This is a genomic window from Sphingomonas sorbitolis (assembly GCF_036663875.1).
GTDB lineage: Bacteria > Pseudomonadota > Alphaproteobacteria > Sphingomonadales > Sphingomonadaceae > Sphingomonas.
This window is the reverse complement of record NZ_JAXOJS010000005.1, coordinates 43,277-69,384: the sequence shown is the minus strand read 5'-3', so window position 1 is coordinate 69,384 and position 26,108 is coordinate 43,277. Positions and strand designations below refer to the sequence as shown.

30 protein-coding genes are annotated in these 26,108 nt (G+C 67.1%); 7 read left to right on the top strand and 23 right to left on the bottom strand.

Annotated elements, in window-relative coordinates:
• Positions 1–11: 11 nt before the first annotated feature.
• From U1763_RS15190 to U1763_RS15175, 4 genes are all read right to left on the bottom strand, one after another.
• Entirely contained in the window at positions 12–467 is a 456-nt protein-coding gene (locus tag U1763_RS15190; RefSeq protein WP_332755867.1) for a hypothetical protein, read from the bottom strand.
• Between the two features lie 21 nt (positions 468–488).
• Positions 489–836, bottom strand: a complete 348-nt coding sequence (locus U1763_RS15185) for a hypothetical protein (protein ID WP_132897476.1) — start codon at positions 834–836, stop codon at positions 489–491.
• A gap of 34 nt (positions 837–870) precedes the next feature.
• Entirely contained in the window at positions 871–1,464 is a 594-nt protein-coding gene (locus U1763_RS15180) for a helix-turn-helix domain-containing protein (protein ID WP_332755866.1), read from the bottom strand.
• Positions 1,465–1,737: 273 nt separating this feature from the next.
• Positions 1,738–2,316, bottom strand: a complete 579-nt coding sequence (locus U1763_RS15175; RefSeq protein WP_332755865.1) for a TlpA family protein disulfide reductase — start codon at positions 2,314–2,316, stop codon at positions 1,738–1,740.
• A gap of 67 nt (positions 2,317–2,383) precedes the next feature.
• On the opposite strand from U1763_RS15175, the gene argH reads away from it, so the two are divergent.
• From argH to U1763_RS15150, 5 genes are read left to right on the top strand one after another with little or no spacing between them, the layout of a single operon-like run.
• Positions 2,384–3,751 carry an argininosuccinate lyase gene (gene argH / locus U1763_RS15170; protein ID WP_443026935.1) on the top strand — a complete coding sequence of 456 codons (1,368 nt, stop codon included), beginning with the start codon at positions 2,384–2,386 and terminating at the stop codon, positions 3,749–3,751.
• A complete protein-coding gene (locus U1763_RS15165) occupies positions 3,748–3,990 on the top strand; it encodes a hypothetical protein (RefSeq protein ID WP_132897479.1) in 243 nt (80 codons plus the stop codon). Before argH ends, U1763_RS15165 begins: the two co-directional genes overlap by 4 nt.
• An 11-nt stretch (positions 3,991–4,001) precedes the next feature.
• Complete coding sequence (gene lysA / locus U1763_RS15160) at positions 4,002–5,264, top strand: diaminopimelate decarboxylase (protein ID WP_332755863.1); 1,263 nt, start codon at positions 4,002–4,004, stop codon at positions 5,262–5,264.
• Positions 5,249–6,046: a precorrin-2 dehydrogenase/sirohydrochlorin ferrochelatase family protein gene (locus U1763_RS15155; RefSeq protein ID WP_332755862.1), complete on the top strand. Its 798-nt coding sequence runs from the start codon at positions 5,249–5,251 to the stop codon at positions 6,044–6,046. Before lysA ends, U1763_RS15155 begins: the two co-directional genes overlap by 16 nt.
• A complete protein-coding gene (locus U1763_RS15150) occupies positions 6,043–6,996 on the top strand; it encodes a CorA family divalent cation transporter (RefSeq protein WP_132742490.1) in 954 nt (317 codons plus the stop codon). Before U1763_RS15155 ends, U1763_RS15150 begins: the two co-directional genes overlap by 4 nt.
• Before the next feature lie 145 nt (positions 6,997–7,141).
• Here U1763_RS15150 and U1763_RS15145 read toward each other — a convergent pair whose 3' ends face one another.
• From U1763_RS15145 to U1763_RS15060, 18 genes are all read right to left on the bottom strand, one after another.
• Complete coding sequence (locus tag U1763_RS15145; RefSeq protein ID WP_132742489.1) at positions 7,142–7,540, bottom strand: flagellar export chaperone FliS; 399 nt, start codon at positions 7,538–7,540, stop codon at positions 7,142–7,144.
• Positions 7,537–8,988 carry a flagellar filament capping protein FliD gene (fliD, locus tag U1763_RS15140; RefSeq protein ID WP_132742488.1) on the bottom strand — a complete coding sequence of 484 codons (1,452 nt, stop codon included), beginning with the start codon at positions 8,986–8,988 and terminating at the stop codon, positions 7,537–7,539. Before fliD ends, U1763_RS15145 begins: the two co-directional genes overlap by 4 nt.
• Positions 8,989–9,045: 57 nt before the next feature.
• On the bottom strand, positions 9,046–10,188 hold the full coding sequence (flhB, locus tag U1763_RS15135) for a flagellar type III secretion system protein FlhB (RefSeq protein ID WP_332755861.1): 1,143 nt from the start codon (positions 10,186–10,188) through the stop codon (positions 9,046–9,048).
• A 15-nt stretch (positions 10,189–10,203) separates the two neighbouring features.
• A complete protein-coding gene (gene fliR, locus U1763_RS15130) occupies positions 10,204–10,977 on the bottom strand; it encodes a flagellar biosynthetic protein FliR (RefSeq protein ID WP_332755860.1) in 774 nt (257 codons plus the stop codon).
• A gap of 127 nt (positions 10,978–11,104) precedes the next feature.
• Entirely contained in the window at positions 11,105–11,374 is a 270-nt protein-coding gene (fliQ, locus tag U1763_RS15125; RefSeq protein WP_055874447.1) for a flagellar biosynthesis protein FliQ, read from the bottom strand.
• Between the two features lie 4 nt (positions 11,375–11,378).
• The gene (gene fliP / locus U1763_RS15120; protein WP_332755859.1) at positions 11,379–12,329 is read right to left on the bottom strand and encodes a flagellar type III secretion system pore protein FliP; all 951 of its coding nucleotides are present in this window, start codon (positions 12,327–12,329) and stop codon (positions 11,379–11,381) included.
• Positions 12,326–12,580, bottom strand: coding sequence for a flagellar biosynthetic protein FliO (locus U1763_RS15115; protein WP_056054129.1), 255 nt, complete (start codon positions 12,578–12,580; stop codon positions 12,326–12,328). Before U1763_RS15115 ends, fliP begins: the two co-directional genes overlap by 4 nt.
• 5 nt (positions 12,581–12,585) lie before the next feature.
• The gene (fliN, locus tag U1763_RS15110; RefSeq protein WP_056054132.1) at positions 12,586–12,876 is read right to left on the bottom strand and encodes a flagellar motor switch protein FliN; all 291 of its coding nucleotides are present in this window, start codon (positions 12,874–12,876) and stop codon (positions 12,586–12,588) included.
• On the bottom strand, positions 12,873–13,835 hold the full coding sequence (locus U1763_RS15105; protein ID WP_332755858.1) for a flagellar motor switch protein FliM: 963 nt from the start codon (positions 13,833–13,835) through the stop codon (positions 12,873–12,875). The genes fliN and U1763_RS15105 overlap by 4 nt, the downstream gene beginning before the upstream one ends.
• Before the next feature lie 3 nt (positions 13,836–13,838).
• Positions 13,839–14,468, bottom strand: a complete 630-nt coding sequence (locus U1763_RS15100) for a flagellar basal body-associated FliL family protein (protein ID WP_332755857.1) — start codon at positions 14,466–14,468, stop codon at positions 13,839–13,841.
• A gap of 16 nt (positions 14,469–14,484) precedes the next feature.
• Entirely contained in the window at positions 14,485–16,299 is a 1,815-nt protein-coding gene (locus U1763_RS15095; protein ID WP_332755856.1) for a flagellar hook-length control protein FliK, read from the bottom strand.
• Between the two features lie 46 nt (positions 16,300–16,345).
• Positions 16,346–16,768 (bottom strand): hypothetical protein, encoded by a 423-nt coding sequence (locus U1763_RS15090; protein ID WP_332755855.1) that lies wholly within the window; start codon positions 16,766–16,768, stop codon positions 16,346–16,348.
• Position 16,769: 1 nt separating this feature from the next.
• Positions 16,770–18,095 (bottom strand): FliI/YscN family ATPase, encoded by a 1,326-nt coding sequence (locus tag U1763_RS15085; protein WP_132742480.1) that lies wholly within the window; start codon positions 18,093–18,095, stop codon positions 16,770–16,772.
• Entirely contained in the window at positions 18,089–18,832 is a 744-nt protein-coding gene (locus U1763_RS15080) for a FliH/SctL family protein (protein WP_332755854.1), read from the bottom strand. The genes U1763_RS15085 and U1763_RS15080 overlap by 7 nt, the downstream gene beginning before the upstream one ends.
• Positions 18,825–19,835 (bottom strand): flagellar motor switch protein FliG, encoded by a 1,011-nt coding sequence (gene fliG / locus U1763_RS15075; RefSeq protein ID WP_332755853.1) that lies wholly within the window; start codon positions 19,833–19,835, stop codon positions 18,825–18,827. Before fliG ends, U1763_RS15080 begins: the two co-directional genes overlap by 8 nt.
• Positions 19,832–21,517 carry a flagellar basal-body MS-ring/collar protein FliF gene (fliF, locus tag U1763_RS15070; protein ID WP_332755852.1) on the bottom strand — a complete coding sequence of 562 codons (1,686 nt, stop codon included), beginning with the start codon at positions 21,515–21,517 and terminating at the stop codon, positions 19,832–19,834. Before fliF ends, fliG begins: the two co-directional genes overlap by 4 nt.
• Before the next feature lies 1 nt (position 21,518).
• Positions 21,519–21,881 (bottom strand): flagellar hook-basal body complex protein FliE, encoded by a 363-nt coding sequence (fliE, locus tag U1763_RS15065; protein WP_132742476.1) that lies wholly within the window; start codon positions 21,879–21,881, stop codon positions 21,519–21,521.
• Positions 21,878–23,206, bottom strand: coding sequence for a sigma-54 interaction domain-containing protein (locus U1763_RS15060; RefSeq protein WP_132742475.1), 1,329 nt, complete (start codon positions 23,204–23,206; stop codon positions 21,878–21,880). The genes fliE and U1763_RS15060 overlap by 4 nt, the downstream gene beginning before the upstream one ends.
• A gap of 298 nt (positions 23,207–23,504) precedes the next feature.
• Here U1763_RS15060 and U1763_RS15055 point away from each other — a divergent pair, with 298 nt between their 5' ends.
• Entirely contained in the window at positions 23,505–24,326 is an 822-nt protein-coding gene (locus U1763_RS15055; protein ID WP_277983714.1) for a flagellin N-terminal helical domain-containing protein, read from the top strand.
• 169 nt (positions 24,327–24,495) lie between these two features.
• Positions 24,496–25,287 (top strand): DUF72 domain-containing protein, encoded by a 792-nt coding sequence (locus U1763_RS15050; protein ID WP_332755851.1) that lies wholly within the window; start codon positions 24,496–24,498, stop codon positions 25,285–25,287.
• A gap of 24 nt (positions 25,288–25,311) precedes the next feature.
• Here the strand turns inward: U1763_RS15050 and U1763_RS15045 are convergent, their stop codons facing one another.
• Positions 25,312–26,061 carry an AcvB/VirJ family lysyl-phosphatidylglycerol hydrolase gene (locus U1763_RS15045; protein WP_332755850.1) on the bottom strand — a complete coding sequence of 250 codons (750 nt, stop codon included), beginning with the start codon at positions 26,059–26,061 and terminating at the stop codon, positions 25,312–25,314.
• Positions 26,062–26,108: the final 47 nt, after the last annotated feature.

The window sequence follows — 26,108 nt, the reverse complement described above, 5'->3', positions numbered from 1 at the left end:
AGATTCGGCAGTCAGGGCGATCTTGACCCGCTGGACCAGTCCGGATCGCAGCCGTGCGACCCTCGTCGCCGGCGGTGGCGTTCGGTGCCGACCACCAACAGAGCCAACATCGGATAGGCGATCTTGCTGATCGCCGCGGCGTACATCCAGGGCACAAGGTCCGGGTCGTACGCGCGGACGCCGTGCACCGCGATCGCGAGCAGGTGCAGCGCGCTGACCCAGATCGGCCAGAACCGGTTCGCGAACAGCGCCACCGCGACCAATCCGGCCAGCAGCGCCAGGTCGATCGACAACAATGCGGTATCGACCGACCGGAATGCGGGCCGCGCGGTGAACGCCAGCAGACTCGACAGGATCGCGGCGAGCAGGAACGCCGCCGCAACGATCCGTTCGGGGAACCCACCATGGCGAAACGCGAACCAGCATGTCGCCAGCGCAATCGCGTAATAGACCAGGACGTGGATCACGGGGCGCGACCGAGTTCGAGGTCAGGCCGCCGCGGCGACGATCGAGAGATGGCTGATGTCCGCACCGGTGAAGAATGCCTGATCCGGTTTGGGCAGGCCATCGCCGAAACCGACGAACTTGCCGATCCGTTCGGCGCTGCGATGCGCGGCGATCACATGACCCTGTGCCTGAGCGATCGCCGCCATGGCGCCGCCAAGTTCCTGGACGACGGGTTGGGCGATCCGCGGCGTGACGCCGGCGCTGCCGCCGAACGTCGTCGTGGCAACCGCGAGGTGCGAGCAGATCGCAAAGGCCTCGGTCAACTGGGCTTCGAGCCGGTTCAGCAGGGTGCCGATATCGGTGGCGGTCTGCGTCAGCTGAGTGTCCATGCAAGTATCCGCCGATGGCGGCCTTCTCGATCGGTTAGCCGGACACGTGCCCTAGCCGTTCGATCAGCTCGGCGAGCACGTTGAGACCGCTCGCGAGCATACCGAAGCCCACCGCGAGGATCACTGCGATAGCCGGTATCCAGAGCAAGCGGGTCGCGACCGGAAGGTCGTTGCTGCGTTGTCCTGTACGCCTGATCGGAAGCAGTCCCGCGAACGATGGCCTTTGGGGTGCACCGGTATCGGGGGCCACCCGGTGCGTACCGGAATCTTTGCTCACCCGGTCCGCACCGGCATCGTGGAATGCTTCCGGTTCGACGACCGGCTGAGCGATCTGTGGCATCGATGCCGCGGGAGCTGCCACCCATGAAGATTGCCCCCCGGATTGTCCGGGGGCTGGCGGCCTTGGGTCCGACAGCGGGTCGATACGTTCGTGCCGTGCCAGCATGCGGGCCGCATCGCCGCGATCGGTCGCGCCGAGAATCCGGACCGCGTCGGCGATGTAGCCGTCGACGGTGCCTGGCGCGATACCGAGTTCCGCGGCGATCTGCTTGGTCTTGCGCAACGCAGCCACGCCGCGCAGCACGTCGCGGTGCCGGTTCGACAGACGATCGATGCGGGGTTCTTCCATCTCATCCCCCCTTCACCGGGCTGGCGGCATAACAGACCGAGCATGCCCCTAAAGGGTTAACGGTCGGGCAAGCAACCACCTGCGCATTCGCGACCGATGGCGGCACTTCGAAAGGACACCCGCGACAAGGCTCGGCTCATCGCATTTGAACCATTCTCTATCCGACTTGCACGTTTTTCGCTCAATCATGCGTTAGGATGCACGTGCCGGCTCGCCATCAACCTTTGGCTCGTCACCAAGGCGGGTCGGCACAAATCCCAACTCTTTCAGGTACTACGACGCCTCGGCGATCAGCTTGGCTGCCTCGGGCGTGTTCCATTCATAGCCGCCGGTCATCCGCCACACTTCCTTGCCCGCCGAATCGTAGAGGATCGTGGTCGGCAGGTTCGCCTGATAGGCGAGGCTGAGACCGAGCTTCGGGTCGAGATAGGGCTTCAGCGTCGAAAACTTCTTCGCGGCGAAGAACGGCGTCACCTTCTCCGCGCCCTGCAAGTCCTGGCTGACCGCGATCACCTGGACCTTGCCCGCGAGCGACTTGGCGGCGGCATCGAGCGTCGGCATCTCGGCGACGCACGGCGCGCACCAGGTCGCCCACATGTTGAGGAGCAGCGGCTTGCCCTTGAACGCGGCAAGCGTGACCGATTTGCCGTCGGGGGCAGTGAAGGCAACCGTCGGTCCGGTCTCGCCCTTGTGGCTGCGGTCGAGCTTTTCGGTGCTGGTGGCAGGACCGGTGGCTTCGTCGGGCGCGGGGGCGGACGTAACCTCGTCAGCGGAGACGGTGTTCGCGGCGACGACGTTCGCTTGCTCCGGCGCGGGCGATTTCCTATCGCAGCCGGCGACCAGCAGGCCCATTCCCACCAGACAGACGATTGGGCGCGAAGTGAACACAGGACGCAAGACCATGGACGGTTCCAATTCGATGTGGGGTGGGCGGTTCGCCGAGGGGCCAGCCGCGATCATGCGCGAGATAAACGCCTCCATTCCCTTCGACAAGCGGCTCTGGCAGCAGGATATTGCCGGCTCCAAGGCGCATGTCGCGATGCTCGGCAAGCAGGGTATCGTCTCGGCGCAGGACGCGGCGACGATCTCGGCGGGGCTCGACACGGTGGCGGCGCACTATGCCGAACACGGCGTCGAGGAGGATCTGGTCCTCGAAGACATTCATATGCAGACCGAGGCGCGGCTAGCCGATGCGATCGGGCCGGTTGCGGGTCGCCTCCATACCGCGCGCTCGCGCAACGATCAGGTCGCGACCGACTTCCGCCTCTGGGTGCGCGACGCGATCGACCAGGCGCTGGCGGCGCTGGCCGGATTTCAGGCCGCGTTGCTGACCCGCGCGGAAGAGCATGCGGCGAGCGTTATGCCGGGCTTCACGCATCTGCAGTCCGCGCAGCCGGTGACGCTCGGGCATCACCTGATGGCATATCATGCGATGATCTCGCGTGACGTCGGGCGGTTCGCCGATGCCCGCGCAAGAATGAACCGCTCGCCGCTGGGCTCGGCTGCGCTGGCGGGCACGGGGTTTCCGATCGACCGCGCGATGACCGCCGAGGCGCTTGGCTTCGACGGGCCGATGACCAACTCGCTCGACGGCGTCAGCGACCGCGATTTCGCGATCGAGTATCTGACCGCGGCGACGCAGACCTCGCTGCATCTGTCGCGGCTCGCCGAGGAGTTCGTGTTGTGGGCGTCGCAGCCGTTCGGGTTCGTCGCGCTGAGCGATCAATGGTCGACGGGCAGTTCGATCATGCCGCAGAAGCGCAACCCTGATGCGGCCGAACTGGTGCGCGGGCATGCCGGGCGCATCCTCGGTTGCATGACCGCGCTGATGGTGACGATGAAGGGCCTGCCGCTCGCCTATTCGAAGGACATGCAGGACGACAAGCCACCGGTGTTCGAGGCGCACGACCTGCTCGCGCTGTCGATCGCGGCGATGACGGGCATGGTCGAGAGCGCGACGTTCCGCACCGACCGGATGCGCGGGCTGGCCGAGAGCGGCTTTGCGACCGCAACCGATCTCGCCGACTGGCTGGTGCGCGAGGCGGGGCTCCCGTTCCGCGAGGCGCATCATGTGACGGGGCGCGCGGTGAAGCTGGCGGAGGAGCGCAGGGTGGCGCTCGATGCGCTGCCGATCGACGACCTGAAGGCAATCGATGCGCGGATCGACGAACGCGTGTACGGCGTGCTCTCGGTCGATGCGTCGGTCGCCAGCCGGACCAGCTTCGGGGGCACCGCGCCGGACAATGTGCGCGCGGCGATCCGGGCTGCGCGGGGAGATATTGCATGAAACGGCTTCTGGGATTGGCGGGACTGGTGCTGGCCCTTACGGGCTGCGGTGCGGCGGACGGCCTGGTGCCGGCGGAGGGCAAGACGCTTCCGGTCGCGCCTTACGGTGCGAAGACCCCGCCGACCGCCGCGCAGCTGCTCGCGCCGACCACGCAGCAACGTCCGCAGCGCAGCGACGAGCTGCTTACCCAATCCGACGAGCGCCGCAGCGACGAGTTCGACCTGCCGCCACCAAATTGAAGACCTGATCCATGGACCATTTCGCTTATCGTGACGGTGTCATGCACGCCGAAGACGTCGCCCTGCCGGCGATCGCCGAGGCCGTCGGCACGCCCGTCTACGTCTATTCGACCGCCACCTTTCGCCGCCATGCGCAGGTATTTCGCGATGCGCTGAAGCCTGCGGGGCGCGTGCATCTGGCCTATGCGATCAAGGCGAACCCCAACGTCGCGGTGCTCCGGGTGCTGGCCGACGAGGGTTATGGTGCCGATGTCGTTTCCGCGGGCGAGATGCAGCGCGCGCTGGCGGCGGGGATCCCGGCGTCGGACATCGTGTTCTCGGGCGTTGGCAAGACGCGCCGCGAACTGGCGCAGGCGCTGGATGCGGGCATTGGCCAGTTCAATCTCGAGCTGGAAGAGGAGGGCGAAGTCCTCGCCGCGCTGGCGCATGCTCGCGGCGAACGCGCGCCGGCGGTGTTGCGGGTGAACCCCGACGTCGATGCCGGCACGCACGCGAAAATCTCGACCGGGCGCAAGGAGAACAAGTTCGGCGTCGCGATCGATCAGGCGGTGGCGATGTTCGATCGGCTGTCGAAGCATGACGGGCTCGATCTGCGCGGCGTGGCGATCCACATCGGCAGCCAACTCGCCGATCTCGCACCGTTGGAGGCCGCCTATGCGCGCATCGGCGAGCTGGTCGCGGAACTGCGCGCCGCGGGGCATACGATCAGCCGCGTCGATCTCGGCGGCGGTCTCGGCGTGCCCTACAAGCCCGATGACGTGCTGCCGAGCCCGGCCGACTACGGCGCGATGGTTGCTCGCGCGACCGCCGAATGGGACGTCGAACTGATGTTCGAGCCAGGGCGCGTGATTGCGGGCAATGCCGGCGTGCTGCTGACCGAAGTGATCTGGGTGAAGCCCGGCGTGGTCAATCCGTACGTGATCGTCGACGCGGCGATGAACGACCTCGCGCGCGTCGCGATGTATGACGCGTATCACGATTTCGTCGCGGTCGAGCCGAGCGGCGAGCGGATGATGGCGAACATCGCCGGGCCGGTATGCGAGACCGGCGACACCTTCGCGATGGGGCGCGATATCGACGCGGTGAAGTCGGGCGATCTCGGGATTTTCCGGACCGCGGGCGCATACGGCGCGACGATGGCGTCGACCTATAACAGCCGCGCGCTGGTGCCCGAGGTGCTGGTCGACGGCGACCGGTTCGCAGTGGTCGCGGATCGCATTCATCCGGAAACGATCCTGGCCGCCGAGCGCGTGCCGGAATGGCTCAAGCGGTGACATCGCCCGCTCCGCTACAGAGCCTGCCGCTGTTCGTGAGGCTAGCGGGGCGCCCGGTGATCCTGCTGGGCGAGGGCGAGGCGGCGGATGCGAAGCGGCGGTTGCTCGATAGGGCTGGGGCCGATGTGGTCGACGAGGATGCGGCGGCGTCTCTAGCGATCGTCGCGATCGACGACGAGGACGAGGCGCTGGCGGCAGTCGCGCGGCTGAAGGCGCGCGGGATCCTGGTCAATGCGGTCGACCGGTCGGCGCTGTGCGATTTCACGTTGCCGGCGATCGTCGACCGCGCACCGGTGCTGATCGCGATCGGCACCAGCGGTGTGTCGGCCGGGCTGGCGGCGGCGTTGCGTCAGCGGTTGGAGGCGATCGTGCCCGCCGATCTCGGCAAACTTGCGCTCGCGTTGCAGGCGGCGCGTGGCGCGTTGCGGAAGCGCTGGCCTGATATGGGCGAGCGCCGCCGGGCATTAGCGACCGCGATGGCGGCGGGCGGGATGCTCGATCCGTTGTCACCGACGCACGACGTCGCTGCATGGCTGGTGCCGACGGACGCGCCCGCTGCGGTGCGTGACGTGGCGATTACCCTCGTCCTGCTGTCTGACGATCCCGAGGATTTGACGTTGCGCCAGGCGCGGGCGCTCGCCAGCGCCGACCGGGTCTATCACGGCCCCGACGTGCCCGCGGCGATCCTCGACCGTGCACGTGCCGACGCCGCGCGGTATTGCGCGGCGATGCCGGTGGATCCGGGCACGGGCCTCACCGTCACGATCGAGATGGCGCGATGAGCGGTTTCGGCTTCCGCATCACCAACGGCGAAGCGACGCGCGTTGGCGTGAAGGAGGCGCTCGACTGTACCGCCGACCTCGTATGGGTCCATCTGTCGACCACCGCCGAGCATGCCCAGACATGGCTACGCGACGAGGCCAAGCTGCTCGATTACGTCGTCGACGCACTGACTGCGACCGAGACGCGGCCGCGGTGCGAAGCGGTCGGCGAGGGCGCGTTCCTCAATTTGCGCGGGCGGTCGCACGAGGAACTCGATACCTCCGACATGCTCGCCTCGGTGCGGATCTGGGCGGTGAAGGGCCGAGTCTTCTCGGTCACGCGCAAACCGCTGATCGCGGTCGGCGAGGTCGAAAAGATGGTCGAGCGCGGCGAAATCCGTGATCCGGGCGATCTGATCGCCGCGTTTGCGACCGCGATCACCGCCGACCTCGATCCCGACGTCGCGACGCTCGGCGACGAGCTCGACGATTGCGAGGAACAGCTCGACGCCAACCGCGTGTTCGAACTGCGCCGCACCGTCAGCAAGGTCCGCGTGGCGGCGATCGGCTATAAACGCTTCCTCAGCCCGCAGCGTGCGGCGCTGGAGAAACTGGCGGCGTTGCCTGGCGACTGGCTCGCCGACGACGACCGTCTGCATCTCGCGGCGGCGGCGGACCGCGCGGCGCGGATGGCAGAGGAGCTTGAATCGATCCGTGAGCGTGCCGCACTGGTCCACGAGACGCTGACCGATCTGCGCGCGGAGCAGATCGACAACCGCTCGTTGATCATTTCTATCGCGGCGATGGTGTTCCTGCCGCTGACGTTCCTCACAGGCCTGTACGGCATGAACGTGAAGGGGCTGCCCTATGCCGAAGAGCCATGGGCGTTCGATGCGATCGCCGCGGCCTGCCTCGTGATCGCGGTGGGCGTCATCGGGTATTTCTCCGCCCGCCACTGGTTCAAGAGGTAGGACTTCTAACCTCGATCCTCCCCCGCCAGGGGGAGGTGGCGCCAACGGCGACGGAGGGGGAGGGGGCGACAACTGCTGTTCCGTGTCCGCCCCCTCCGACTGGCAAGCGCCAGCCACCTCCCCCTGGCGGGGGAGCATTGGAAGCTCAGGCGGCGCTGGCAGTCCGCCAGGCTTGGGCGATCTCGTCGAGCATGTCCGCAGAATCGCGGAACGGCTTGGGGTCATGGCCGAGCGAGGCGTTGATGACGGTCTTCCGCGCGCCGCCATACAGCCGCGCCAGCGTCTCAGAAATCTGGCCGCCTTTTTCGAAATCGAGGCCGGCCTCCAGCGCGAACAGAATCGCGGTGGCACGCGTGATGCGCTCGCTCTTGACCGCGAACTTGCGCTTTTCGCAGGCCCAGGCGGCGGCGCGGAGTGCTGCGACGAGCTCCTTGTACAGCAGCTGCACCAGCGCCGGGCCGTCCGCCGTCGCAGTGTGGCCGACCGCGTCGATCTGGCGATAGGTCGCGAACGGGTCGCGCGTGAGGGTGGAGGCGTAGGTCACGAGCTCTTGTTCCACTGGGCGATCTGGCCGGTAAGAAACGTCTGCGTCGACTTATATGCCGACACGCGCGAGTTCATGCTGGCATATTGCTGCGTCAGCCGGGTCGTCAGCTGCGCCGACTGGTCGGTCACCTTGTCCTGCTGTTTGGTCACATCGGACTGCGCCGCCGTATAGCGCACGGTCGAGGCGCCGAGCCCGGTCAGCGTGCTGGTGGCGCTGGTCGTCAGCGCGGTCAGCGTCGCCGAGAGGCCGAGCGCGTTGGTACCCGATGGCGCGAACATAGATTCGATGGTGTCGGGATAGGCCGCGAGCTGCTTCGCGAGCAGCGTCGAGTCGACGCGCAGCGTACCGTCCGTGTTGGTCGCGACGCCGAGTTCCGCCAACGTCCGCGGAAGACCGGCGGTCGCGCCGCCGACCAGTGGCTTCGAGGTCAACGCCTTCAGCGAGCTCAACAACGACTTGGCGGCAGGGTCGGCGCGGAGATTGCCGGTGATCGGATCGGTCTGTTCGGTGATCGTCTTCAGGACCTCGTTATAGGTCGTGACGACGTCGTTGACCGCCTGCGTCAGCGCATCGGTCGGCGCCGTGCTGGTCAGCGAGACGGGGACGGTCGACACGCCGCTCAACTGCAACGTTACGCCGGAAACCAGATCGCTGACGGTGTTGCTCGGCCGTTCGACGTCGATCCCGTCGACGGTGAGCTTGGCGTTCTGTGCAGTCGACACGAGGCTGGTCTTGGTCGCGGTGCCGCCACCGATGTCGAGCGCATTGCCGGTGGCGCCCTTCAGCGTGAACGCGTTGGCGCTGCCGGTTGCGCCCTTGACCGACAGATACGCGCCGCCCTGCGCATCGGTGACGACCGAGGCGGTGACGCCGCTCTTCGACGCGTTGATCCCCGCCGCGATCGCGTCGATGCTGCCGTCGCCGATATTGATCGCGACGTTTGCGCCCCCGCCGACGTTGAGCGTCAGCGCGCCGGTGCCGAGCGATGCGGTGCGATTGGCGGCGGCGACGGGGTTCGTCGTCCGCGCGACCTGGCCGGTGGCGAGGCGCGTGACGGTGACGCTGGCCGACAGTCCCGACAGTTTCGCGCCCGACTGTGCGGTGGCGGACAGGATTGCGGCGTTCGAGCTCGTCGGTTGGGTCTGCAAGCTGCCGCCCTTCACCAGATTGGCGAGTGCGGTGGAGAAGCCGGTCATCGTGCTCTTGAGCGACGCGACGCCCGAAATCTGCGCGGTGAGCGTGTCGGATTTGGATTTCAGCGTTGCCGAGCGGGCGGCAAACTGCGCTTCGACCAGCGATGTGACCAGCGTCCCGGTGTCGACGCCCGACCCTGCGCTGAGCCCCGTCAGGAGCGCTTGCGTCGCGGTGTTGATCGCGGTCTGTGCCGCGGACGCGGTGGACGTTGGGGTGGGTGTCCCCGTCGTGCTGGTGGTCGATGTTACCATGGCGAAATTCCTGCACGTGCGCGCTCGTCTGTAAGAACGACCGTTTGGCGGCGATGTTTAGGTCTGTTTCATGCCGTTTTCGTCGAAGCGGGCGTCCTTCGGTACGGTGACGAACGGCTGGACCCCGCCGGCCGTACCGCCCGCCGCCGCGTTCAGCCCGAATACGAAAGCGAGCACCGTCGCGATCGCCATGTACAGGTCGTCGCGGACCTCCTGGTTCTCCTTGCTGGTGTAATAGATCGCACGCGCCAGCATCGGATATTCGAGGACGGGTACCCGGCCTTCTGCGGCAAGTTCGCGGATCGCGAGCGCGGTGGCGCCGCGCCCCTTGGCGACCACCACCGGCACCTGATCCTTGCCGCGATCGTAGCGCAGCGCGACGGCGAAATGCGTCGGGTTGGTCAGCACGACATGCGCCTCCGCGACCGATTTGCGCAGGCCCCCGCTCGCCATCGCGCGCATCTTCGCCCGCATCTGGCCCTTCGCCTCGCCATTGCCCTCGGTCGACTTGTGCTCGTCCTTGATCTCCTGTTTCGACATCCGCATCTTGCCCAGCCGGCGGATGATCTGGATCGGCAGGTCGATCCCGGCGATCGCGCACAGCCCGAAGGCCATCGCGATCAGGATCCCCTTGAAGATCCCGCCGAGCGTCGACAGCGCCTGGTTGAGATCCGCAGACGAGGCGAGGCCCATCGTCGAATGCGCCGCGTTCCACAGCATCCAGCCGCCGATCGTGCCGAGCAGGATGACCTTCAGCAGCGACTTGCCAAGCTCGATCCAGCCGTTCGCACCGAAGATGCGCTTGAGGCCGGCGGCCGGATCGACGCGGCTGTATTTCGGCGCGAGCAGACCGCCGTTGAAGCCGAGCGAACCGAGCCCCGCCTGGCTCAGGATCGCGGCGCCGATGCTGACGATGAACAGCGTGATGAGCGAGGGCGCGAGCTTGCCGCCGGCTTCCATCAGCGGCCGCCACGGAGAGAAGTCCTCGACGTCCGCATGCGTGAACTGGAAGCTCGAGCTCATGATCGCCTTGCACGCGGTGATCAACGTCGGCCCCGCGTAGATAAGCCACGCGACACCGGCGAGCATGCTCAGCGCGGTGGCGAAATCGCGCGATTTGAGGATGTCGCCTTTTTCGACCGCATCCTTCTTGCGCTTTGCGGTTGGTGCTTCGGTCTTTTCGCCCGAATCCTCAGACATGGGCATCCTCGGACATCAGCCGAGCACCAGGTTTTCGGTGGCGGCGAGGCCTTCGCGGACGATCACGAGCATGTAGTCGCCCATCGTGGGGAACGCGATCGCGAGCGTGACGACGCCGACCGCGAGGCTGGCGGGGAGGCCGACCGCGAACAGGTTGAGCGAGGGCGCAGCGCGACTCAGCATGCCGACGACGATGTTGAGGCAGAGCAGCAGGAACCCGACCGGCAACGCGAGCAGCAGCCCGGCGAGGAACGCATAGCCGCCGAAGAACGCGATCGCCTTTAACCGCTCGACGCCGATCCAGGCGGCACCGGGGGGGAGCACGTCATAGCTCTTCACCAGCAGGTCGATCAGGATCAGGTGGCCGTCGACCGACAGGAACAGCAGCATCAGCATGATCGAGAAGAACTGGCCGAGCGCAGGGCTGGACTTGCCGTTCTGAGGGTCGATCGAGGATGCGAAACCGAGCCCCATCGCGCCGCCGATCACTTCGGCCGCGATCATCGGCGCGGCGAACGCGATCTGGAGGACGAAGCCGAGCGCGAGGCCGACGAGCGCTTCGGCGGCCGCGGAAAGGATCGTGGTGACCGCGAAGATGTTCTGCGGCGGGACGATCGGGTGCGCCGCGAGGACGAGGAACCCTATCGCGCCCGACAAGGTGACGCGCACGGTCAGCGGCACCGACACGGACCCGAACACCGGCGCGGCGATGAACGTCGCACCAATGCGGATCATCACGAACACGAGCGCCCACAGCTGCGGCTCGATCGAGAGGCCGAAGCCCAACACGACTAAATCCCCCTCCCGCCTGCGGGAGGGGTCAGGGGAGGGCGCGACGTACGTACTGGCGTCCGGTCGGTGGGGCACGCCCCTCCCCCGACCCCTCCCGCTAGCGGAAGGGGAGCAGAAAGTGCGCTCATTTTACCAGATCCGGAATGCGCTCGAAAATCCCGATCGTGAAATCGCTGAGCAGCCCTAAAATCAGGCTCCCGAAGATCAGGATCGACACCGCCACCACCACCAGTTTCGGCACGAACGACAGCGTCTGCTCGTTGATCGAGGTCGCCGCCTGGATCATCCCGAGGATCAGCCCAGCCAGCAGCGCCGGGATCAGGATCGGCGCACTGGCGAGCGCTAGCACCCACATCGTCTGATTGGCGACCGTCAGGAAATATTGCGCGTCCATGGTCTCAGGTCGCGAACGAGTTGGCGAGGCTGCCCATCGTCAGCGCCCAGCCGTCGACCAGCACGAACAGCAGCAGCTTGAATGGCATCGAGATGATCGTCGGGCTGAGCATCGCCATGCCGAGGGACATCAAGACGGTGGCGACGACGAGATCGATCACGATGAACGGCAGGAAGATCAGGAAGCCGATCTGGAACGCGGTCTTCAGTTCCGACGTGACGAACGCGGGGAGCAGTACCGAGAACGGGATGTCGGTCGGCGTCGCGTACGGCCCGGATTTCGCGATCTGCGCGAACATCGTGACGTCCTTGATCCGCGTCTGCTTGACCATGAACGCGTGCAGGGGGACGCCGGCGGTCGTGATCATCTGCGTGCCGGCGAGTTGCCCGGCGGCATAGGGCTGGATCGCGGTCGTGTTGATCTGGCTGATCGTCGGCGCCATGATGAAGAAGCTGAGGAACAGCGACAGTCCGAGCAGCACCTGGTTCGGCGGCGTCTGTTGCAGCCCGAGCGCCTGGCGCAGGATCGCGAGCACGATGATGATCCGCGTGAAGCTGGTCATCATCAGCAGGATGCCCGGCAGGATCGTGAGCAGCCCCATGATGATGAGGACTTGCAGCGACAGCGATAGCGACCCGCTCTGGCCGGTGTTGCCTGCGGCCTGTCCGCCGAGCTGGCCGAGCGCACGATCGACGGCGTCGCCGACGGCGGGGTTGGTCGGGGCGGGGACACCTTGCGCGAACGCCGGCATCGCGAGGAACAGCGCGAGCACTACCGCGAGCAGGACCCAAACCCACCCGTTTCCCCGCGAACGCGGGGATCCAGGACCAAGCAGCGCACCGTTCGTGGCTCCTGGATTCCCGCGTACGCGGGAAAACGGCTGGGCGGAGGATGCGGCGAACAGGGCAGGGCCCGAGCCTTTCCGCGTCACCGTCGGACGAGCGACCGCGCTCATGCGTCGACCTTGTCGATCAGGTGCACGCCGCCGCGGCCGACCGAGACGAGCAGCCGGCGGCCCTCGAAATCGATCACCGCGAGACGCAGGCCTGGCGAGATCATCATCGTTTCCTTGACGCCGATCAGCCGCGTCGAGGGCTTGCCCGGGATCCGACTCTCGAACTTGCGCCACAGATACAGGCACCCGAACATCAGGCCGCACACGAGTGGCAGCAGGATCACGAGCTTGAGGATATAGGTCCAGAGCATCGGAATCAGCCGCGCTTGTCGGGGCTGACGAGCTCGGTCATCCGCACGCCAAAGCGTTCGCCGACCGTCACCACTTCGCCGCGTCCGATCAGCGTGCCGTTGACGAATACGTCGAGCAGTTCGTTAGCCTGGCGATCGAGCTCGATCACGCTGGATTCGCCGAGCGCGAGCAGTTCGCGCAGCGTCAGGCTGGTCGAGCCAATCTCGACGGTCAGCTTGACGTCGACATCCTGGAGCAGCCGGAAATTGGCGGCCACGGCGGCGTCGACTGGGAAGCCTCCGGTCATGTCGTTCATGCTGCAAATCCTTCGTCGAAACTGGTAATCGAGGTTAGCTGGATGGCGGCGAAGCCGTTCGATGTGCCGACCGTGCCGCAGCCGAGCCGGTTGTTGCCGACCATCACCGGCACGTCGCCCGAGATGGTGATCGGGATCACGTCGCCGGGTTTCAGGTCCATCAGCATCGTCAGCTTGACGACCGGCTCGGCGAGCACCGAGCGGATCGGGAAGCGCACGTTCATCGCGGCACGCGTCAGTTCGGTGCGCCAGGCCGGATCGGGCTCGGCCGACTTGCCGACGACCTTGGCGGTCAGCGACGGCGCATGCGGTTTGAGCGCGGACACGGGATAGACGAGATCGAGGAACACCGGCTTCGCGGTGCCCGCGGCGATGCCGAAGCGCGTGACGATCATCGCGTCCTCGCCGTCGAGATCGGCGATCATCGCCGGGTTCACCTCGACGCGCGTCGGCAGGAAGTCGAACCGCGCCATCGGCTCCCACGCGGTCTTCAGCGGCGCGGCGATCATCTGGCCGATCCGCGCGACCATTGCCTCGGCGGCGGGCGAGAACTCGGTCGGCAGCGTGTGCGGCGCGGCGCCGGTGCCGCCGAAGAACATGTCGAGCATCTCGAGCACGAACTTGCCGTCCATGATGCACAGCGCCTGCGCCATCCCCGGCGTCATGATCAGCGGCAGCCACGCGGTCAGCGCATCGCTGCGTTCGGCGCGGTAGTCGGTGAAGCGCTGGACCACGAGAGGCTCGGCCCAGCAGCGCACTTCCTGGCGCAGCAAAGGCTCGAACACGGCGCGCAGACCGCGTGCGAACCGCGCGGACAAATGCTGCAACGAATGCAGGTCGCCGAACGGATTGAGCTTGGCCCCGCCGAGCACGCCCTGATGCAGCACGCCGCCCTGGGGCGCGCCGGAGCGATCCCGGTCGCGCCGTTCGCGCGTCTTTGCTGAGCCCTCGTTAACCATGCCTCACTGAACAACGAAACTGGTAAAGTAAACGTTACCGATGCCGCCGAAGCCTTCCTTCTGCTTGAGCGTATCATTGATCGCTTTCGCCAGCCGGACCTGCAACTGGCGCTTGCCGTCGCTGCTCATCACCTGCTCCTCGGTGGTGTCGCCGAGCGCCATCAGGATGGCCGAACGGACCGCGATGTCGTTGGTCTTGAGGTTGGTGATGACCGTGTCGTCGTACGGCGTGGCGACCGCGATGCCGACCTGGACAAAGTGCGCCGAGTCCTGGAGATTCGAGGTGAATTCCTTCTCCATCGGGTAATAGGTCGACGCGTATTTATCGCCGCCCTCGCCCGCGGGCGGCTTCATCCCGTGGTTTTCAGGCGCGGCCTCCTCGCCCCCGCCATGACCACCGCTCTCTTCGCCACCCTCACCGGCATGCTTCTGCTCGCTCTTGGGAACCAGCTTGGGCTTGCCGTCGTCGACTTCGGCATGGCCGCCGCCAAGCAGCCCGGCGTTCGACGCATAGACGCCCGCGCCGACGCCGCCGCCGACCAGTACCAGCAGCGCAACGCCGCCGATCAGGATCGTCTTCATCTTGCCCTTCTTCTTCGGGGCGGCGTCTGAAGTTTCTTTTTTGTCGCTCATGTCAGGGTCCTTCGGGTCAAGCGATTCGGGTATCGTCGGCGGCGTCCGCGATCATCGCGGCCGTCGTCGTCGTGCGATTCGGAATCTGTGATGGGGTGGGCGCGCGCTGCTGGCTGGAGCCGGCATTGCCGTCACCGAGCGCGCCTTGGCCAAGCTTAAGTCCGCGTGCTTCGGCCAGCTCGGCAAGGCGCGGCTGCGCGTCGGCCAGCAGCGTCCGGGTTGCGGACTGCTCGGCGTTGAAGTGGACGTGGACGGTGTCGCCATCCTTGCGCATCGAGACGCTGATCGCGCCGAGCGCGTCGGGGACCAAGCGGATCCGCGTATCGGTCGCGTCGGCGGCGTCGCGCAGGATCTCGATGCGCTCGATCATCGCGTGCGGCCAGCGCTCCTGCCGCATGTCGAGCGGAGCCTGTTGCGCCTCGGCGGTCTTGATCGCAGGCGCCGATATGGGCGCTCCGGCGGCAAGCGTTGGCGCGGTCGGATCGGTCGTGTCGCGCTCGTCGCGCGCCTTGGTGGCGGCCTGGATCGCGGCGCCGAATACCTGGCTGGCGGACGCGACGGTGCCCGGTTGCGGCTGGATCGCGGCAGGCTGCGCGAGCGCGAGCGCCACCGGGGTCGTCGCGTCGGTCGCGACCCAGCGCGGCGTGGCCGGCGCGGTGTCGGCGTCTGGTGCTGGCAGCGACGATTGCGCGGTCGAACCGGGTTCGCTCGCAAGACCAAGTGGGGGACTCACGCTCGAGATTTGTGGTGCGACGGGCACGGTCCCCGCTAGCGCCACGATCTGCAACGGCGGAGCCGCGACGGGCGTGGTGATGACCGGGGTGGCGGGCGTCAGAGCGACCGGCGTGACCTCTCGCGGAGAGATCTGGCTACGGTCGACGACTCCCACCGCAGGTTGCGGCGAGGCTGTGGCGACGGGTAGGGCGCTGGGCTGTGCGACTGGGCGTAGCGCGATCGGATTTTGCAGAAGTGCGGGTGGCGCGACGGGGATCGCTGTTGGCACAGCCCGTTCGGCCTGTGCGAGCTTCGTCGCGCTGCGGGATTGCCGGGGGGCCGGGGTGATCGAGGTCGTGAGGTCCGGTTCCGCCGCCACGAGAGGCTTTGCGTCTGCCGCACCGGTAGCGCTGGGTTTCGCGCCAACAATCGCCGATCCGGCGGGGGCGACGGCGTTCTCGGCCACGATCATCTTGGCGGCTTCGGGGGGCGGCGAAGGTGCGGGGGACGCGACGAGCGGGATGTCCGGGTTTGCCTGCGCAAGGGGAGGAGCGAGCGTGGGCTGCGCGATCATGGGCTGATCGGGGAGGGCCGGTTGATCGGCGAGTGTCGCGTCGGCGGTGTCGTCCGACGGGGTCGTCGGGGTGTCGTTCTTGGCCTTGCCGCCGCGGGGCGCGATCGCGAACGCCGCGGGACGCGCCGCATTGGGGCTCGGACGCGGAGCGATGGTGCGTTTGACGATGTCAGGCGTCGCGGGCTCCGGAGTTACCGGGATTATTGGCTGTACGAGCGTTGGCGATGTCGGGCGCAGACCTGCCGCAAGCGGTTCGGCGAGGAGGGTGACGATCGCCGGGACGATCGGCTGTGCGGCCTCCGTCACGATCGGGGTCGGCAAGGTGTTGCCGGTCGCGGCGGCGTCCTGCCGGACGATCGTGCCGGCCGACAGCGCCGGGATCGCGACGATCGGAGCCGGCGTCGTCGGCGCACCCTCCGCGGCAGCGTCGTCGTTCGCCTGCGCGAAGGAACCCGCGAAATCGCCCGGCGTCGGACCATTTGGCACGGTCGTCGACCGCGCCTGGGCCGGCAGCATGGGAGAAAGAGTCGCGGTCTGGATCATGCAGGATACTCGTTCGGGTGGCGGTATGGCGCCGTTCGGCTCCCGCTCAGCAAGGATCGTGCCGAACCCTTCGGAAGGCGGGCGATTCCTCCATTGCGCGGATCGCCTTCAGCACAGCATCGGCGTCGGCGCGTGCGAGCAGCTTCTCGACCGCGGTCTGATCGCGCTTGGCGGCGCGCGTCGCTTCCGCGGCGCGGTCGACCTGGTGTTCGGCCGCCTGCATGCGCTCGACCGCGGCGTCGGCAGATTTCTGCAGGCGTTCGCGGTAATGCGCGGCGGCGCCCAGCGATACTGCGACCTGCGTCTCGTGGACCGGCGCGACCGCCTCGACGAGCAGCGCGATACGCCCGGACAAGAGTTTTTCGCTGGCGAACTTGTCGTGCGCGCGCGCTTCGTCGGCGCGGGTCAGCCCGAGCTGGAGCGTGCGGACGCGGTGGATGCGCGCGAGGGTCTTGCCGCGCTTGTCCATCTCAGCCGCCGAACACGCCGGTCAGCTCGGCGACGGCGTCGTTCAGCGATACGGTTTCGTCGGCGTCCTGGCGGATATATTCCATGACTGCCGGGTGGCAGGCGATCGCCGCGTCGATCGCTGGATCGGCGCCGTGACGATACGCGCCCATCAGCACGAGATCGCGGTTTTCCTCATAGGTAGCTAGGTGACGGCGGAGCGTCCGCGCGGCCTTTGCATGGGGTGCGTCGACGATATCGGTCATGACGCGGCTGACCGACGGACCGATGTCGATCGCGGGGTACACGCCGCGCTCGGCGAGCTGGCGGTTGAGGACGATATGGCCGTCGAGGATCGAACGGGCCGAATCGACCACCGGGTCGTTGCCGTCATCGCCGTCCGCCAGCACGGTGTAGATCGCGGTGATCGATCCGCCGGTGTGGACGTCGACGCCTGCGCGCTCGATCAGGTTCGGCAGCATCGCGATGGCACTCGGGGGATAGCCGCGCGCGGACGCGGGTTCGCCGAGCGCGAGGCCGATCTCGCGGCCGGCATGCGCGACGCGGGTCAGCGAATCCATGATCAGCAGGACCTTCTTGCCCTCGTCGCGGAAGGATTCGGCGATCGCATGGGCCCGGAGCGCGCCACGGATGCGAAGGACCGGCGAGTGGTTGGCAGGGACTGCGACGACGACCGAACGTTTCCGCGCTGCGCCTGCGACTTTGGTTTCCAGGAAGTCGGCGACTTCGCGTGAGCGCTCGCCGATCAGGCCGATGACGATGACGTCGGCTTGCGCGGCACGGACGATCATGCCGAGCAGCACCGACTTGCCGACGCCCGAGCCCGCCATGATGCCGACGCGCTGGCCCTGGCCGATCGTCAGCAGGCCGTTGATCGCGCGAACGCCGACGTCGAGCGGTTCGAGTACGCGGCCCCGGTCGAGTGGCGACTGGAGTTTGCCGGCGAGCGGCCAGCGACCGGCGCCGCGGATCGGGCCGAGTCCGTCGATCGGCTTGCCGGCGCCGTCGACGACGCGACCGAGCAATGCCGCACCGACTTCGGCTTCGCCCGGCGCGCCGATCGGCTTGACCGGCGCCCGCGGGAGGAGCGCGGCGGCACCGCCGAGGTTCATCATCAAGGTGCGGCCGTTGCGGAAGCCGATGACCTCGGCCTCGACGCTCGCCGCGCCCTCGCCGACCTGGCAGACGGTGCCGACCGGCAATGTCAGTCCGACCGCTTCCATCAGCAGCCCATCGAACGAGGCGAGGCGACCGGAGACTTTAGGCTTGGCGACGAAATCGGCGTTGGAGAGGGTTTCGAGATAATCGGCGGTGAAGCGGTTCAGCATTTGGGCACCGGCACGCGGTCGATCGCGTGCGCCAACTGGTCGAGCCAGAGCTCGGGGCCGTCCTCGACGATGGTCGATGCGCTTTCGAGCACGAAGCTGCCGCGTGCAACGCCCGGATCGCCCGCGGCGAAGATCGATTTGGGCAACCGGCCTTCGAGCAATGCGACGTCTTCCGGGTGGACGCGGAGCAGCGCGGATTCGGCGGAGTCGGACAGGAGTTCGGCGGCAGTCTCGATCCGACCGGCGAGCACGTCGGGCGCGATGCCGACTTCGCCGACCAGCTTCGACACGAGGAAGAGTACCGTCTGGCGGAGCTGCGCCGCAACGCGGTCGCGGTCGATCCGGTCGTTGCCGAGCGCGCTGGCGAGATCGCCGAGCAGCGCGCCGTCCCGTGCAGCCGTTTCCTGTGCGGCCGCGGCCGCGGCCGCAGCGGCAAGGCCCTCTGCATAGCCGGCGGCATGTGCGTCGGCGAGCGGATCGATGAACGACGACTCGCTGACCGGATCGAGCGGATCCCAGCCGGCAGTCGGGTTCACGTCCTTGTCCGCCGGGCTGAAATGCTTCGGGGCGCTCGGCTCCGTCGTGAAGTTCGGGGACGCGAAGCTAGCCGGACGCACCGTCGCGCGCTCGCGGATATCCGCAGCGGCAAAGCCGGACGGCGGTGCGAACGCGCTGGCCAGGATATTCGCGGTCGTCGTGTGGCGCGACGCGAAGCCCGCCGTGAACCCGTTAGACATAATCGTCTTCGCCCCCGCCCATCTGGATCGTGCCGTCCTTCGCGAGCCCGCGCGCGATCGCGATCATCGCCTTCTGCGCTTCGAGCACTTCGGCGAGCTTCATCGGCCCGCGCGCTTCCATCTCGTCGCGGATACCGTCGGCGGCGCGCGCCGACATGCAGCCGAGGAAGCGGTTGCGGATCGTCTCGTCGACGCCCTTCAAGGACTTGGTCAGGATCTCGCTGTCGACGTTGCGGATCAACGTCCCCAAATTCTTGTCGTCGAGGTCGAGCAGATTGTCGAAGATGAACATCGCTTCCTCGATCGCCTTGGCGACTTCGCGGTCGATCTTGAACAGCTTCGGCATGACGCGCTGTTCGGTCGCTTTTCGTGCGCCCGACAGGATCTTGGCGGCCTCGCGCGTGCCACCCAACGTAACGCCGGCGCCGCCGGGCGCGGAGGCGGTGCGGTTGGCGAGCAAGGTGCGCAGCGTATCGACCGCCTCGGGCGTGATCGGCCCGAGCCGCGCGATGCGGTGGAGGATGTCGGGCTGGACCGCGTCGGGCAGCAGTTCGAGCACCTGGCCGCCGACCGATGCGTCGAGATTGGCGATCAGCACCGCGGCGATCTGTGGATGTTCCTTCTCGATCATCGCGGCGATCTCGGGCGCGTCGAGCCAGTCGAGCAGCTCGAGTTCGCAGGCGGCTTCGGCCGGGGTGATCCGCGCGAGCACGCTCTCGGCCTTTTCGCGACCGAGCGCGCGGTTCATCACCGCCTCGATCTGCGGGCGCGGGTCGAAGCCGATCGCGGTGCGCTCGCGTGCGTGGCCGACGAAATCGTCGAGCACGTCCTCGACTTCCTGCTCGGACACGTCGGCGACCTTGAACATCGCCGCGCCCAGCTGACGCACTTCCTCGGGGTCGAGCTTCTGGAGGATGGCGGCGGCCTCCTCCTCGCCGACCAGCATCATCAGCACCGCGGCGCGCTCTACGCCGGTGTAGGTGCGGATCACGGCCTCGGTCACTTGGCGTCCGCCTTGATCATGTCGCGCACGGCGAGCGCGGCGCGCGTGGGATTGTCGCGGGTGAAGCCGCGGACCGCGCCGATCCGGTCGTCATAGCCACGCGTGTTCTCGAGCTGGTCGAGGCTGACTGGCGCGGCAACGCCGATCCCGGTCACGCCGCCTTCGCCATCGACGCCGCCGATCGGCTGGCCGAGCGCGGGGCGCGACGTGGCTTCGTCACGCTTTTTCATGAGCGCCTTGGCGATCGGGCGGACGCCGAGCAGCAAGACCAGCAGCGCGATCAGGATCGCGGTGCCGTTGCGGGCGAGCACCGGCAACCAGGCATTGTCGTACCAGGCGGGACCAGCGGCGGCATCGGTCGCGCCGGCGAATTTGCGGCTGATAACCGTGACATTGTCGTTGCGTGCCTGGTCGAAGCCGACCGCGCTTTTCACGAGATCGGTGATCTGGTTGATCTCCATCGCGGTGCGGCGGGTCTTGTCGGGATCGCGGAGGAGAACGGCGACCGACAGGCGCTTCACGCCGCCGGGCGTGGCGCGCGTGACCGAGACTTCGCGGCCGAGGTCGTAGGCGCGCTGATACTGGTCCGACTGCTTCATCGCATCGGGAGCGGGGCCACCGGCAACCGGCTGTGCGGCGGGCGTGCCGGGATTGCCGGTCGCAGCTTGCGGCGTCGACAAGGTGCTGGCGGCGGGAGGCGTGTTGCTCAGTGCGCCGGGGATACCGCCGGGGGCAGCGCCTGCGCCGTCCTTCTGGTTGCCGGTCCAGTTGCCCGTCTCGGCGCGCAGCACGCCCTGCTTCTCATAGCTTTCACGAGTCGCCTGGCTCTCGTCGAGATTGACGTCGGCCTGCACCTCGGCGGTGAAGTTGCCCGCGCCGACCAGCGGCGTGAGCAATGCGATCAGCTGGGTGCGATACTTGTCCTCGATGCGGCGCTGGATATCGATCCGCGCGTCGCTCGCCGCACCCGCGCCGTCGTTGCCGCCAGCCTTGGTGAGCAGTGCGCCCATCTGGTCGACGATCGTCACGGCCTCGGGCTTCATTCCCGGCACCGACGAGGCGACGAGGTTGATGATCGAGCTGACCTGCGCATCGCTCAGCGAGCGGCCGCCCTGGAGTTTCAGGATGACCGACGCAGACGGCGAGGCATTGTCGCGGACGAACACCGACGCTTCGGGCATGGCGAGATGCACGCGTGCTTCGGCGACCGCGTCGATCTCCTCGATCGACTTCGCCATCTCGGATTCGCGTGCCTGGCGGAGGCGTTCGCCTTCGACCGCGCGCGAAACGCCCATCGGCAACTGGTCGAGGATCGCGTAGCCGCCCGGTGCTGCTTTCGGCAGGCCCTGGCCCGCGAGCACCATCTTGGCGCGGCTGTAATCCTCCTCGCCGACGGTCAGCGCTCCGGTGCCTTCGTCGATATGGCTCTTGATGTTGGCCGTCGTCAGCGCGGACGTAACCGCGGCCTTGTCCGAATCGGGCAGGCCGCTGAACAGCGTCTTCTGCGTCGGCGTCGACAGGCTCATCCACGCGAGTGCGGCGGCGGCGATCAAGCCGACCATCAGCGCCATCGGCAGCGAACGGCGGACCGCGGGCTGCGCAAACGCGCCCTTGATCTGCTGGAGGGGATTGGCGAACCGTTCGGTGCCGCCGGATGATGTGGGGATGAGTGCGGTGCTCATGTCAGACCGGCATGCTCATGATATCCTTGTAGGCGGACAGCAGCTTGTTGCGGACCTGCAACGTCGCCTCGAACCCGACCGACGCCTGCTGGCGGGCGAGCATCACTTTCGCGATGTCGACCGTCTCGCCGCGCTCATAGCTTTCGCTGAGCTTGGCCGCTTGGGTCTGGCCGTCGTTGACGCTTTTCAGCGCGGTTTCCATCGAGTCGGCAAAGCTGGTCGGCTTGACCTGCTCGGTCGGCGTGACGTTGCCCGCCGCGCCAGCGCGCGAAAGCGCCTGGTTGCGTTCTAGGATCTGCGAGCGCAGCGCCATCACGCGGTCGACGCTCATCGCGCCGCCACCGATGCCCGAGACGCCGCTCATGCCGAGGCGGCCCAGTTAGCGTTGTTCCAGTTTTGGGCGTTGCCGATATCGTCACCCTGCTCGCGCGCCTTGGCGAGGCGATAGCGCAGCGTGCGCTCGGAGATGCCGAGACGCTTGGCGGTCTCGATCCGGCTGCCGTTGCACGCCCTCAGCGTCTCGCGGATCGCGGCGAATTCGCTCATCTGGACGATGTTGCCCAGTGTCCCGGGGGGCGTCTCGGGTTCCGACGATACCGTGACAGGCGCGAGCGGCGCCACGGCGATAGTGCGCTGGAACGTCATCGTCACCGGGCGATCAAACACGATGTGGTTCGCCTCGATCGTATCGCCGCCACAGAACAGCAGCGCGCGCTGGATCACGTTCTCCAGCTCGCGGACGTTGCCCGGCCAGTCGTGCAGCATCAGTTGCTCGATCGCCGCGTGGCTCGGCCAGGGGATGACATTGCGGTTGCCGGCATGACGCAGGATTAGCGTCGCGGCGAGCGCGGGAATGTCCTGAGGGCGCTCGGCCAGCGACTTGGTCGCGAGCGGAAATACGGCGAGGCGGTAATAGAGATCGGCGCGGAACCGGCCGGCGGCGACTTCGGCGTGAAGATCGCGGTTGGCGCAGGCGATCACGCGGACGTCGATCGGCTGCGGCACCGACGCGCCAAGCGGCACGACCTCGCGCTCCTGCAATACGCGGAGCAGCTTCGCCTGCAACTGGAGCGGCATCTCGGCGATTTCGTCCAGCAGGATCGTGCCGCCATTGGCTGCGCGGAAGAACCCGTCGCCGCCCGACGACGCACCGGTGAACGCGCCCTTCTGGTGCCCGAACAGCAGCGCCTCGAGCATCGATTCGGGGAGCGCAGCACAGTTGATCGCGATGAACGGCTTGTCCTTCCGCGCGGAACCATTGTGGATGGCGCGGGCGAGCACTTCCTTGCCGGTGCCCGTCGGTCCGTTGATCAGTACGGTGATGTCGGCGGTGGCGACGCGCTCCGCGAGGGCGAGCAGCGCGAGTGATTCCGGGTCTGCGGCAGTCGGCATTTCCGGGCCACCGATCAGGGCACGGGCGAAGCCGTTGCCGACCGCGGTATCCTCGGCGGCAAAGCTGATGCGCGCCGGTGCGCCAGCACGCGACGGGGTGACTTCGCGGCCTTCGCAGCCGATCACCACGGTGCGGGCAGGGGCGGTGATACCCTCGCCATCCGCGACGAGGAACAGATCGTTCGGGCCGGGTTGGGTGGTGGCGAACGAGCCCACGCCGAAACCCTGCGCGCGCAGCGACGAGACGAGCGCGTATTTCCGCGAAGTGACTGCGGCTGATGGAAAAATCGAACGCATGGTGTTCCCCCTGGACGATTCGTCGATTGGGGCATTGGTGGTAAACTTGTGGTTAAACGCTGCCGTCTGCCGGCAAATTTTATCCGGGCGCGTTCGCGCGGACACACGGGCTCACCTGCACGCGCGCGTCCTGCCTGCGAGCACGCGTCCCGCCTACGTGCGAGGCGATCCGAACGCGGTCGGGGCCTGCAATTTTTTTTCTAAAGCCCGCCCCGACCCGGCCGTTACTCACTCTGACGGCACGGGACTTCGCCATGGGGGCGGCGCGGATCGTCTGAACATTCACGGAGATTTCGCAATGACTGTCATCGGTACCAACGTCTCGGCACTGCGCGCCCAGAACGCTTCGACCTCGGCTTCGAACATGCTCGCAACGTCGATGGAGCGTCTGTCGACCGGCAAGCGCATCAACTCGGCCAAGGACGACGCCGCCGGCCTCGCCATCTCGTCGTCGATGACGTCGCAGATCAAGGGCATGAACCAGGGCATCCGCAACGCCAACGACGGCATCTCGATGGCGCAGACCGCAGAGGGCGCGCTCGACGAGGTCAGCAACAACCTGCAGCGGATGCGCGAACTCGAAGTCCAGAAGGGCAACGGCACCTACTCCGCCAGCGACATTCTGAACATCAAGGCCGAGCAGGATGCGCTTTCGACCCAGATCACCAACGTGCTGACGAACACCAAGTTCAACGGCGTGGCCCTGTTCGACGGCTCGGCCGGTACTGGCGGCACGGTGAAGATCCAGGCCGGTGCGAACTCGACCGACGCGATTGATCTCGCGCTCGGCGGCGACCTCAAGGCTGCCGGCACGGGCCTCGGCACGGTCGTCACTGCAACCGGTTCGGCAGGCACGCTCGCTGACTATGACACGGCGCTCTCGAACGTCTCGAACCGTCGCGCCTCGCTCGGTGCATCGCAGAACCAGCTCCAGTCGGCGGTCAACAACCTGACCTCGAACGCGACCAACCTGTCGGACGCCAAGAGCCGGATCCAAGACACCGACTTCTCGTCGGAAACGACCGCACTCGCCAAGGCACAGATCCTGAGCCAAGCATCGACGGCGATGCTCAGCCAGGCGAACCAGAGCCAGCAGAGCGTCCTGAAGCTGCTTCAGTAATCCGAGCCCCGGCATCGGCATCGCCCCCCAAAGGATGACGATGCCGATCGGATCCGCCGCCCCGTCGTTCAGGCGGTACGAAACCCCGATGGCGCAGGCCGTCGGGGTTTTGCGCCAAAACGCCGAAGCGATGTCGCCAGCGCGGCCGCCGACGCGCTACACATGCGGCATGACCATCAGAATCGGTATTGGCGGCTGGACCTACGAGCCGTGGCGCGGGACCTTCTATCCCGAGAAATGGCCGCAGAAGCGCGAACTCGACTATGCGGCCGGTCACGTCACCGCGATCGAGATCAACGGCACCTATTATGGCAGCCAGAAGCCCGCGACGTTCGCCGCCTGGGCCAAGGCGGTGCCCGACGGGTTCGTCTTCTCGCTCAAGGCCTCGCGCTATTGCACCAATCGCAAGGTGCTCGCGGAGGCGGGGGAGTCGATCGCCAGGTTCACCGGGCAGGGGATCGTCGAACTCGGCGACCGGCTCGGGCCGATCCTGTGGCAGTTCATGGCGACCAAGACTTTCGATGCGGACGATTTCGCCGCGTTCCTGAAACTGTTGCCCGATCGGCAGGACGGCGTCGCGCTGCGTCATGCGGTCCAGGTCCGGCATGAGAGTTTCGCGGTGCCCGAATTCGTCGCGATGTGCCGCGATGCGGGGGTCGCGATCGTGTTCGCGCAATCTGCCGAATACCCGGCGATCGCCGACATCACCGGCGATTTCGTCTATGCGCGGCTGGAGGATGCAGAGGAGCGCTTCGTCGCCGGCTACGCCCCGACCGCGCTCGACGACTGGGCCGGCAAAGCGAAGATCTGGGCTGCTGGTGGCAGACCGCAGGGGCTACCCTATGTCGAGGATACCACGCCGCCGAACCAGCCCCGTGAGACGTTTATGTTCTTCATCAACGGTGCGAAGGTGCGTGCTCCCCAGGCCGCAATGGCGTTGATCGCGCGCATCACGGCCTGACCATCAGTCGAACGCTTCGCCGGCCTAGGGTGAAACCGACCGGATCGCGGTCAGCACATGCGCGAGCAGGCCATCGGCGTCGTGACGGATATTATGCCCCCCCGGCATCCCGATCTTCCGCGCGTTCGGCGTCGTCAGCAGCGGACACAGGCTGTCGGTTTCCTCCACCCCATAGATGCACGTGACCGGCGCCCAGGTCAGCTGGTTCCCCGTCGTCACCCCCATGCTGTCGGGCGTGCCATGATCGTAGAGCAGGCTGGACGGATCGGCGCGATAGAACACGGCGTCCCCCGGCAGGATCAGCACGATCGCGGCAACGCGCGGGCGCAAGTCCGCCGGCAGGTTGGCGAGACCGGTCTGGACGATATCCGCGCCGTAGGACTGCCCCATCACGACGATCCGCTTCGCCCCGGTGCGCGTCAGTGCGGTCCGCACGCCCTCCGCGATGATCGCGTCAAGCTCGGCACGCGAGACGTGATGCGCGAACAGCGCGGGCGTGGTGATCCCGACGACCGGAATGCCGTGCTCGGTTAGCCCCCGCGAGGTCGATGCGCCGAGCAGGAATCGCAGCCCCATGTCGCCCGAAAAGTTCACCACCGCGATTGGCGGCGGTCCGGACGCGTGCACGCCGAGCGCCGGATACACATGCACCGGATCGCGGTCGAAATAGCCGGCGAGGTAGACGAACAGCACGACGATCGCCGAGATGATCCCGGTGACCCAGGCGCCACGGCGGACGCGCCGTGCCACGACCGTGCGGGGATGCTTCGTCATATTCACCGGACCGTCCTTACACGCACCAAGATCGGGCGGCGATAGGC

Excerpts from the sequence above, each read along its gene's own strand:
- U1763_RS15185 (WP_132897476.1), bottom strand. The coding sequence starts at position 836 with ATGGACACTCAGCTGACGCAGACCGCCACCGATATCGGCACCCTGCTG.
- U1763_RS15180 (WP_332755866.1), bottom strand. The coding sequence starts at position 1,464 with ATGGAAGAACCCCGCATCGATCGTCTGTCGAACCGGCACCGCGACGTG.
- U1763_RS15175 (WP_332755865.1), bottom strand. The coding sequence starts at position 2,316 with ATGGGCCTGCTGGTCGCCGGCTGCGATAGGAAATCGCCCGCGCCGGAG.
- argH (WP_443026935.1), top strand. The coding sequence starts at position 2,384 with ATGTGGGGTGGGCGGTTCGCCGAGGGGCCAGCCGCGATCATGCGCGAG.
- U1763_RS15165 (WP_132897479.1), top strand. The coding sequence starts at position 3,748 with ATGAAACGGCTTCTGGGATTGGCGGGACTGGTGCTGGCCCTTACGGGC.
- lysA (WP_332755863.1), top strand. The coding sequence starts at position 4,002 with ATGGACCATTTCGCTTATCGTGACGGTGTCATGCACGCCGAAGACGTC.
- U1763_RS15155 (WP_332755862.1), top strand. The coding sequence starts at position 5,249 with ATGGCTCAAGCGGTGACATCGCCCGCTCCGCTACAGAGCCTGCCGCTG.
- U1763_RS15150 (WP_132742490.1), top strand. The coding sequence starts at position 6,043 with ATGAGCGGTTTCGGCTTCCGCATCACCAACGGCGAAGCGACGCGCGTT.
- fliD (WP_132742488.1), bottom strand. The coding sequence starts at position 8,988 with ATGGTAACATCGACCACCAGCACGACGGGGACACCCACCCCAACGTCC.
- flhB (WP_332755861.1), bottom strand. The coding sequence starts at position 10,188 with ATGTCTGAGGATTCGGGCGAAAAGACCGAAGCACCAACCGCAAAGCGC.
- fliQ (WP_055874447.1), bottom strand. The coding sequence starts at position 11,374 with ATGGACGCGCAATATTTCCTGACGGTCGCCAATCAGACGATGTGGGTG.
- fliP (WP_332755859.1), bottom strand. The coding sequence starts at position 12,329 with ATGAGCGCGGTCGCTCGTCCGACGGTGACGCGGAAAGGCTCGGGCCCT.
- U1763_RS15115 (WP_056054129.1), bottom strand. The coding sequence starts at position 12,580 with ATGCTCTGGACCTATATCCTCAAGCTCGTGATCCTGCTGCCACTCGTG.
- fliN (WP_056054132.1), bottom strand. The coding sequence starts at position 12,876 with ATGAACGACATGACCGGAGGCTTCCCAGTCGACGCCGCCGTGGCCGCC.
- U1763_RS15105 (WP_332755858.1), bottom strand. The coding sequence starts at position 13,835 with ATGGTTAACGAGGGCTCAGCAAAGACGCGCGAACGGCGCGACCGGGAT.
- U1763_RS15100 (WP_332755857.1), bottom strand. The coding sequence starts at position 14,468 with ATGAGCGACAAAAAAGAAACTTCAGACGCCGCCCCGAAGAAGAAGGGC.
- U1763_RS15095 (WP_332755856.1), bottom strand. The coding sequence starts at position 16,299 with ATGATCCAGACCGCGACTCTTTCTCCCATGCTGCCGGCCCAGGCGCGG.
- U1763_RS15090 (WP_332755855.1), bottom strand. The coding sequence starts at position 16,768 with ATGGACAAGCGCGGCAAGACCCTCGCGCGCATCCACCGCGTCCGCACG.
- U1763_RS15085 (WP_132742480.1), bottom strand. The coding sequence starts at position 18,095 with ATGCTGAACCGCTTCACCGCCGATTATCTCGAAACCCTCTCCAACGCC.
- U1763_RS15080 (WP_332755854.1), bottom strand. The coding sequence starts at position 18,832 with ATGTCTAACGGGTTCACGGCGGGCTTCGCGTCGCGCCACACGACGACC.
- fliF (WP_332755852.1), bottom strand. The coding sequence starts at position 21,517 with ATGAGCACCGCACTCATCCCCACATCATCCGGCGGCACCGAACGGTTC.
- fliE (WP_132742476.1), bottom strand. The coding sequence starts at position 21,881 with ATGAGCGGCGTCTCGGGCATCGGTGGCGGCGCGATGAGCGTCGACCGC.
- U1763_RS15060 (WP_132742475.1), bottom strand. The coding sequence starts at position 23,206 with ATGCGTTCGATTTTTCCATCAGCCGCAGTCACTTCGCGGAAATACGCG.
- U1763_RS15055 (WP_277983714.1), top strand. The coding sequence starts at position 23,505 with ATGACTGTCATCGGTACCAACGTCTCGGCACTGCGCGCCCAGAACGCT.
- U1763_RS15050 (WP_332755851.1), top strand. The coding sequence starts at position 24,496 with ATGACCATCAGAATCGGTATTGGCGGCTGGACCTACGAGCCGTGGCGC.
- U1763_RS15045 (WP_332755850.1), bottom strand. The coding sequence starts at position 26,061 with ATGACGAAGCATCCCCGCACGGTCGTGGCACGGCGCGTCCGCCGTGGC.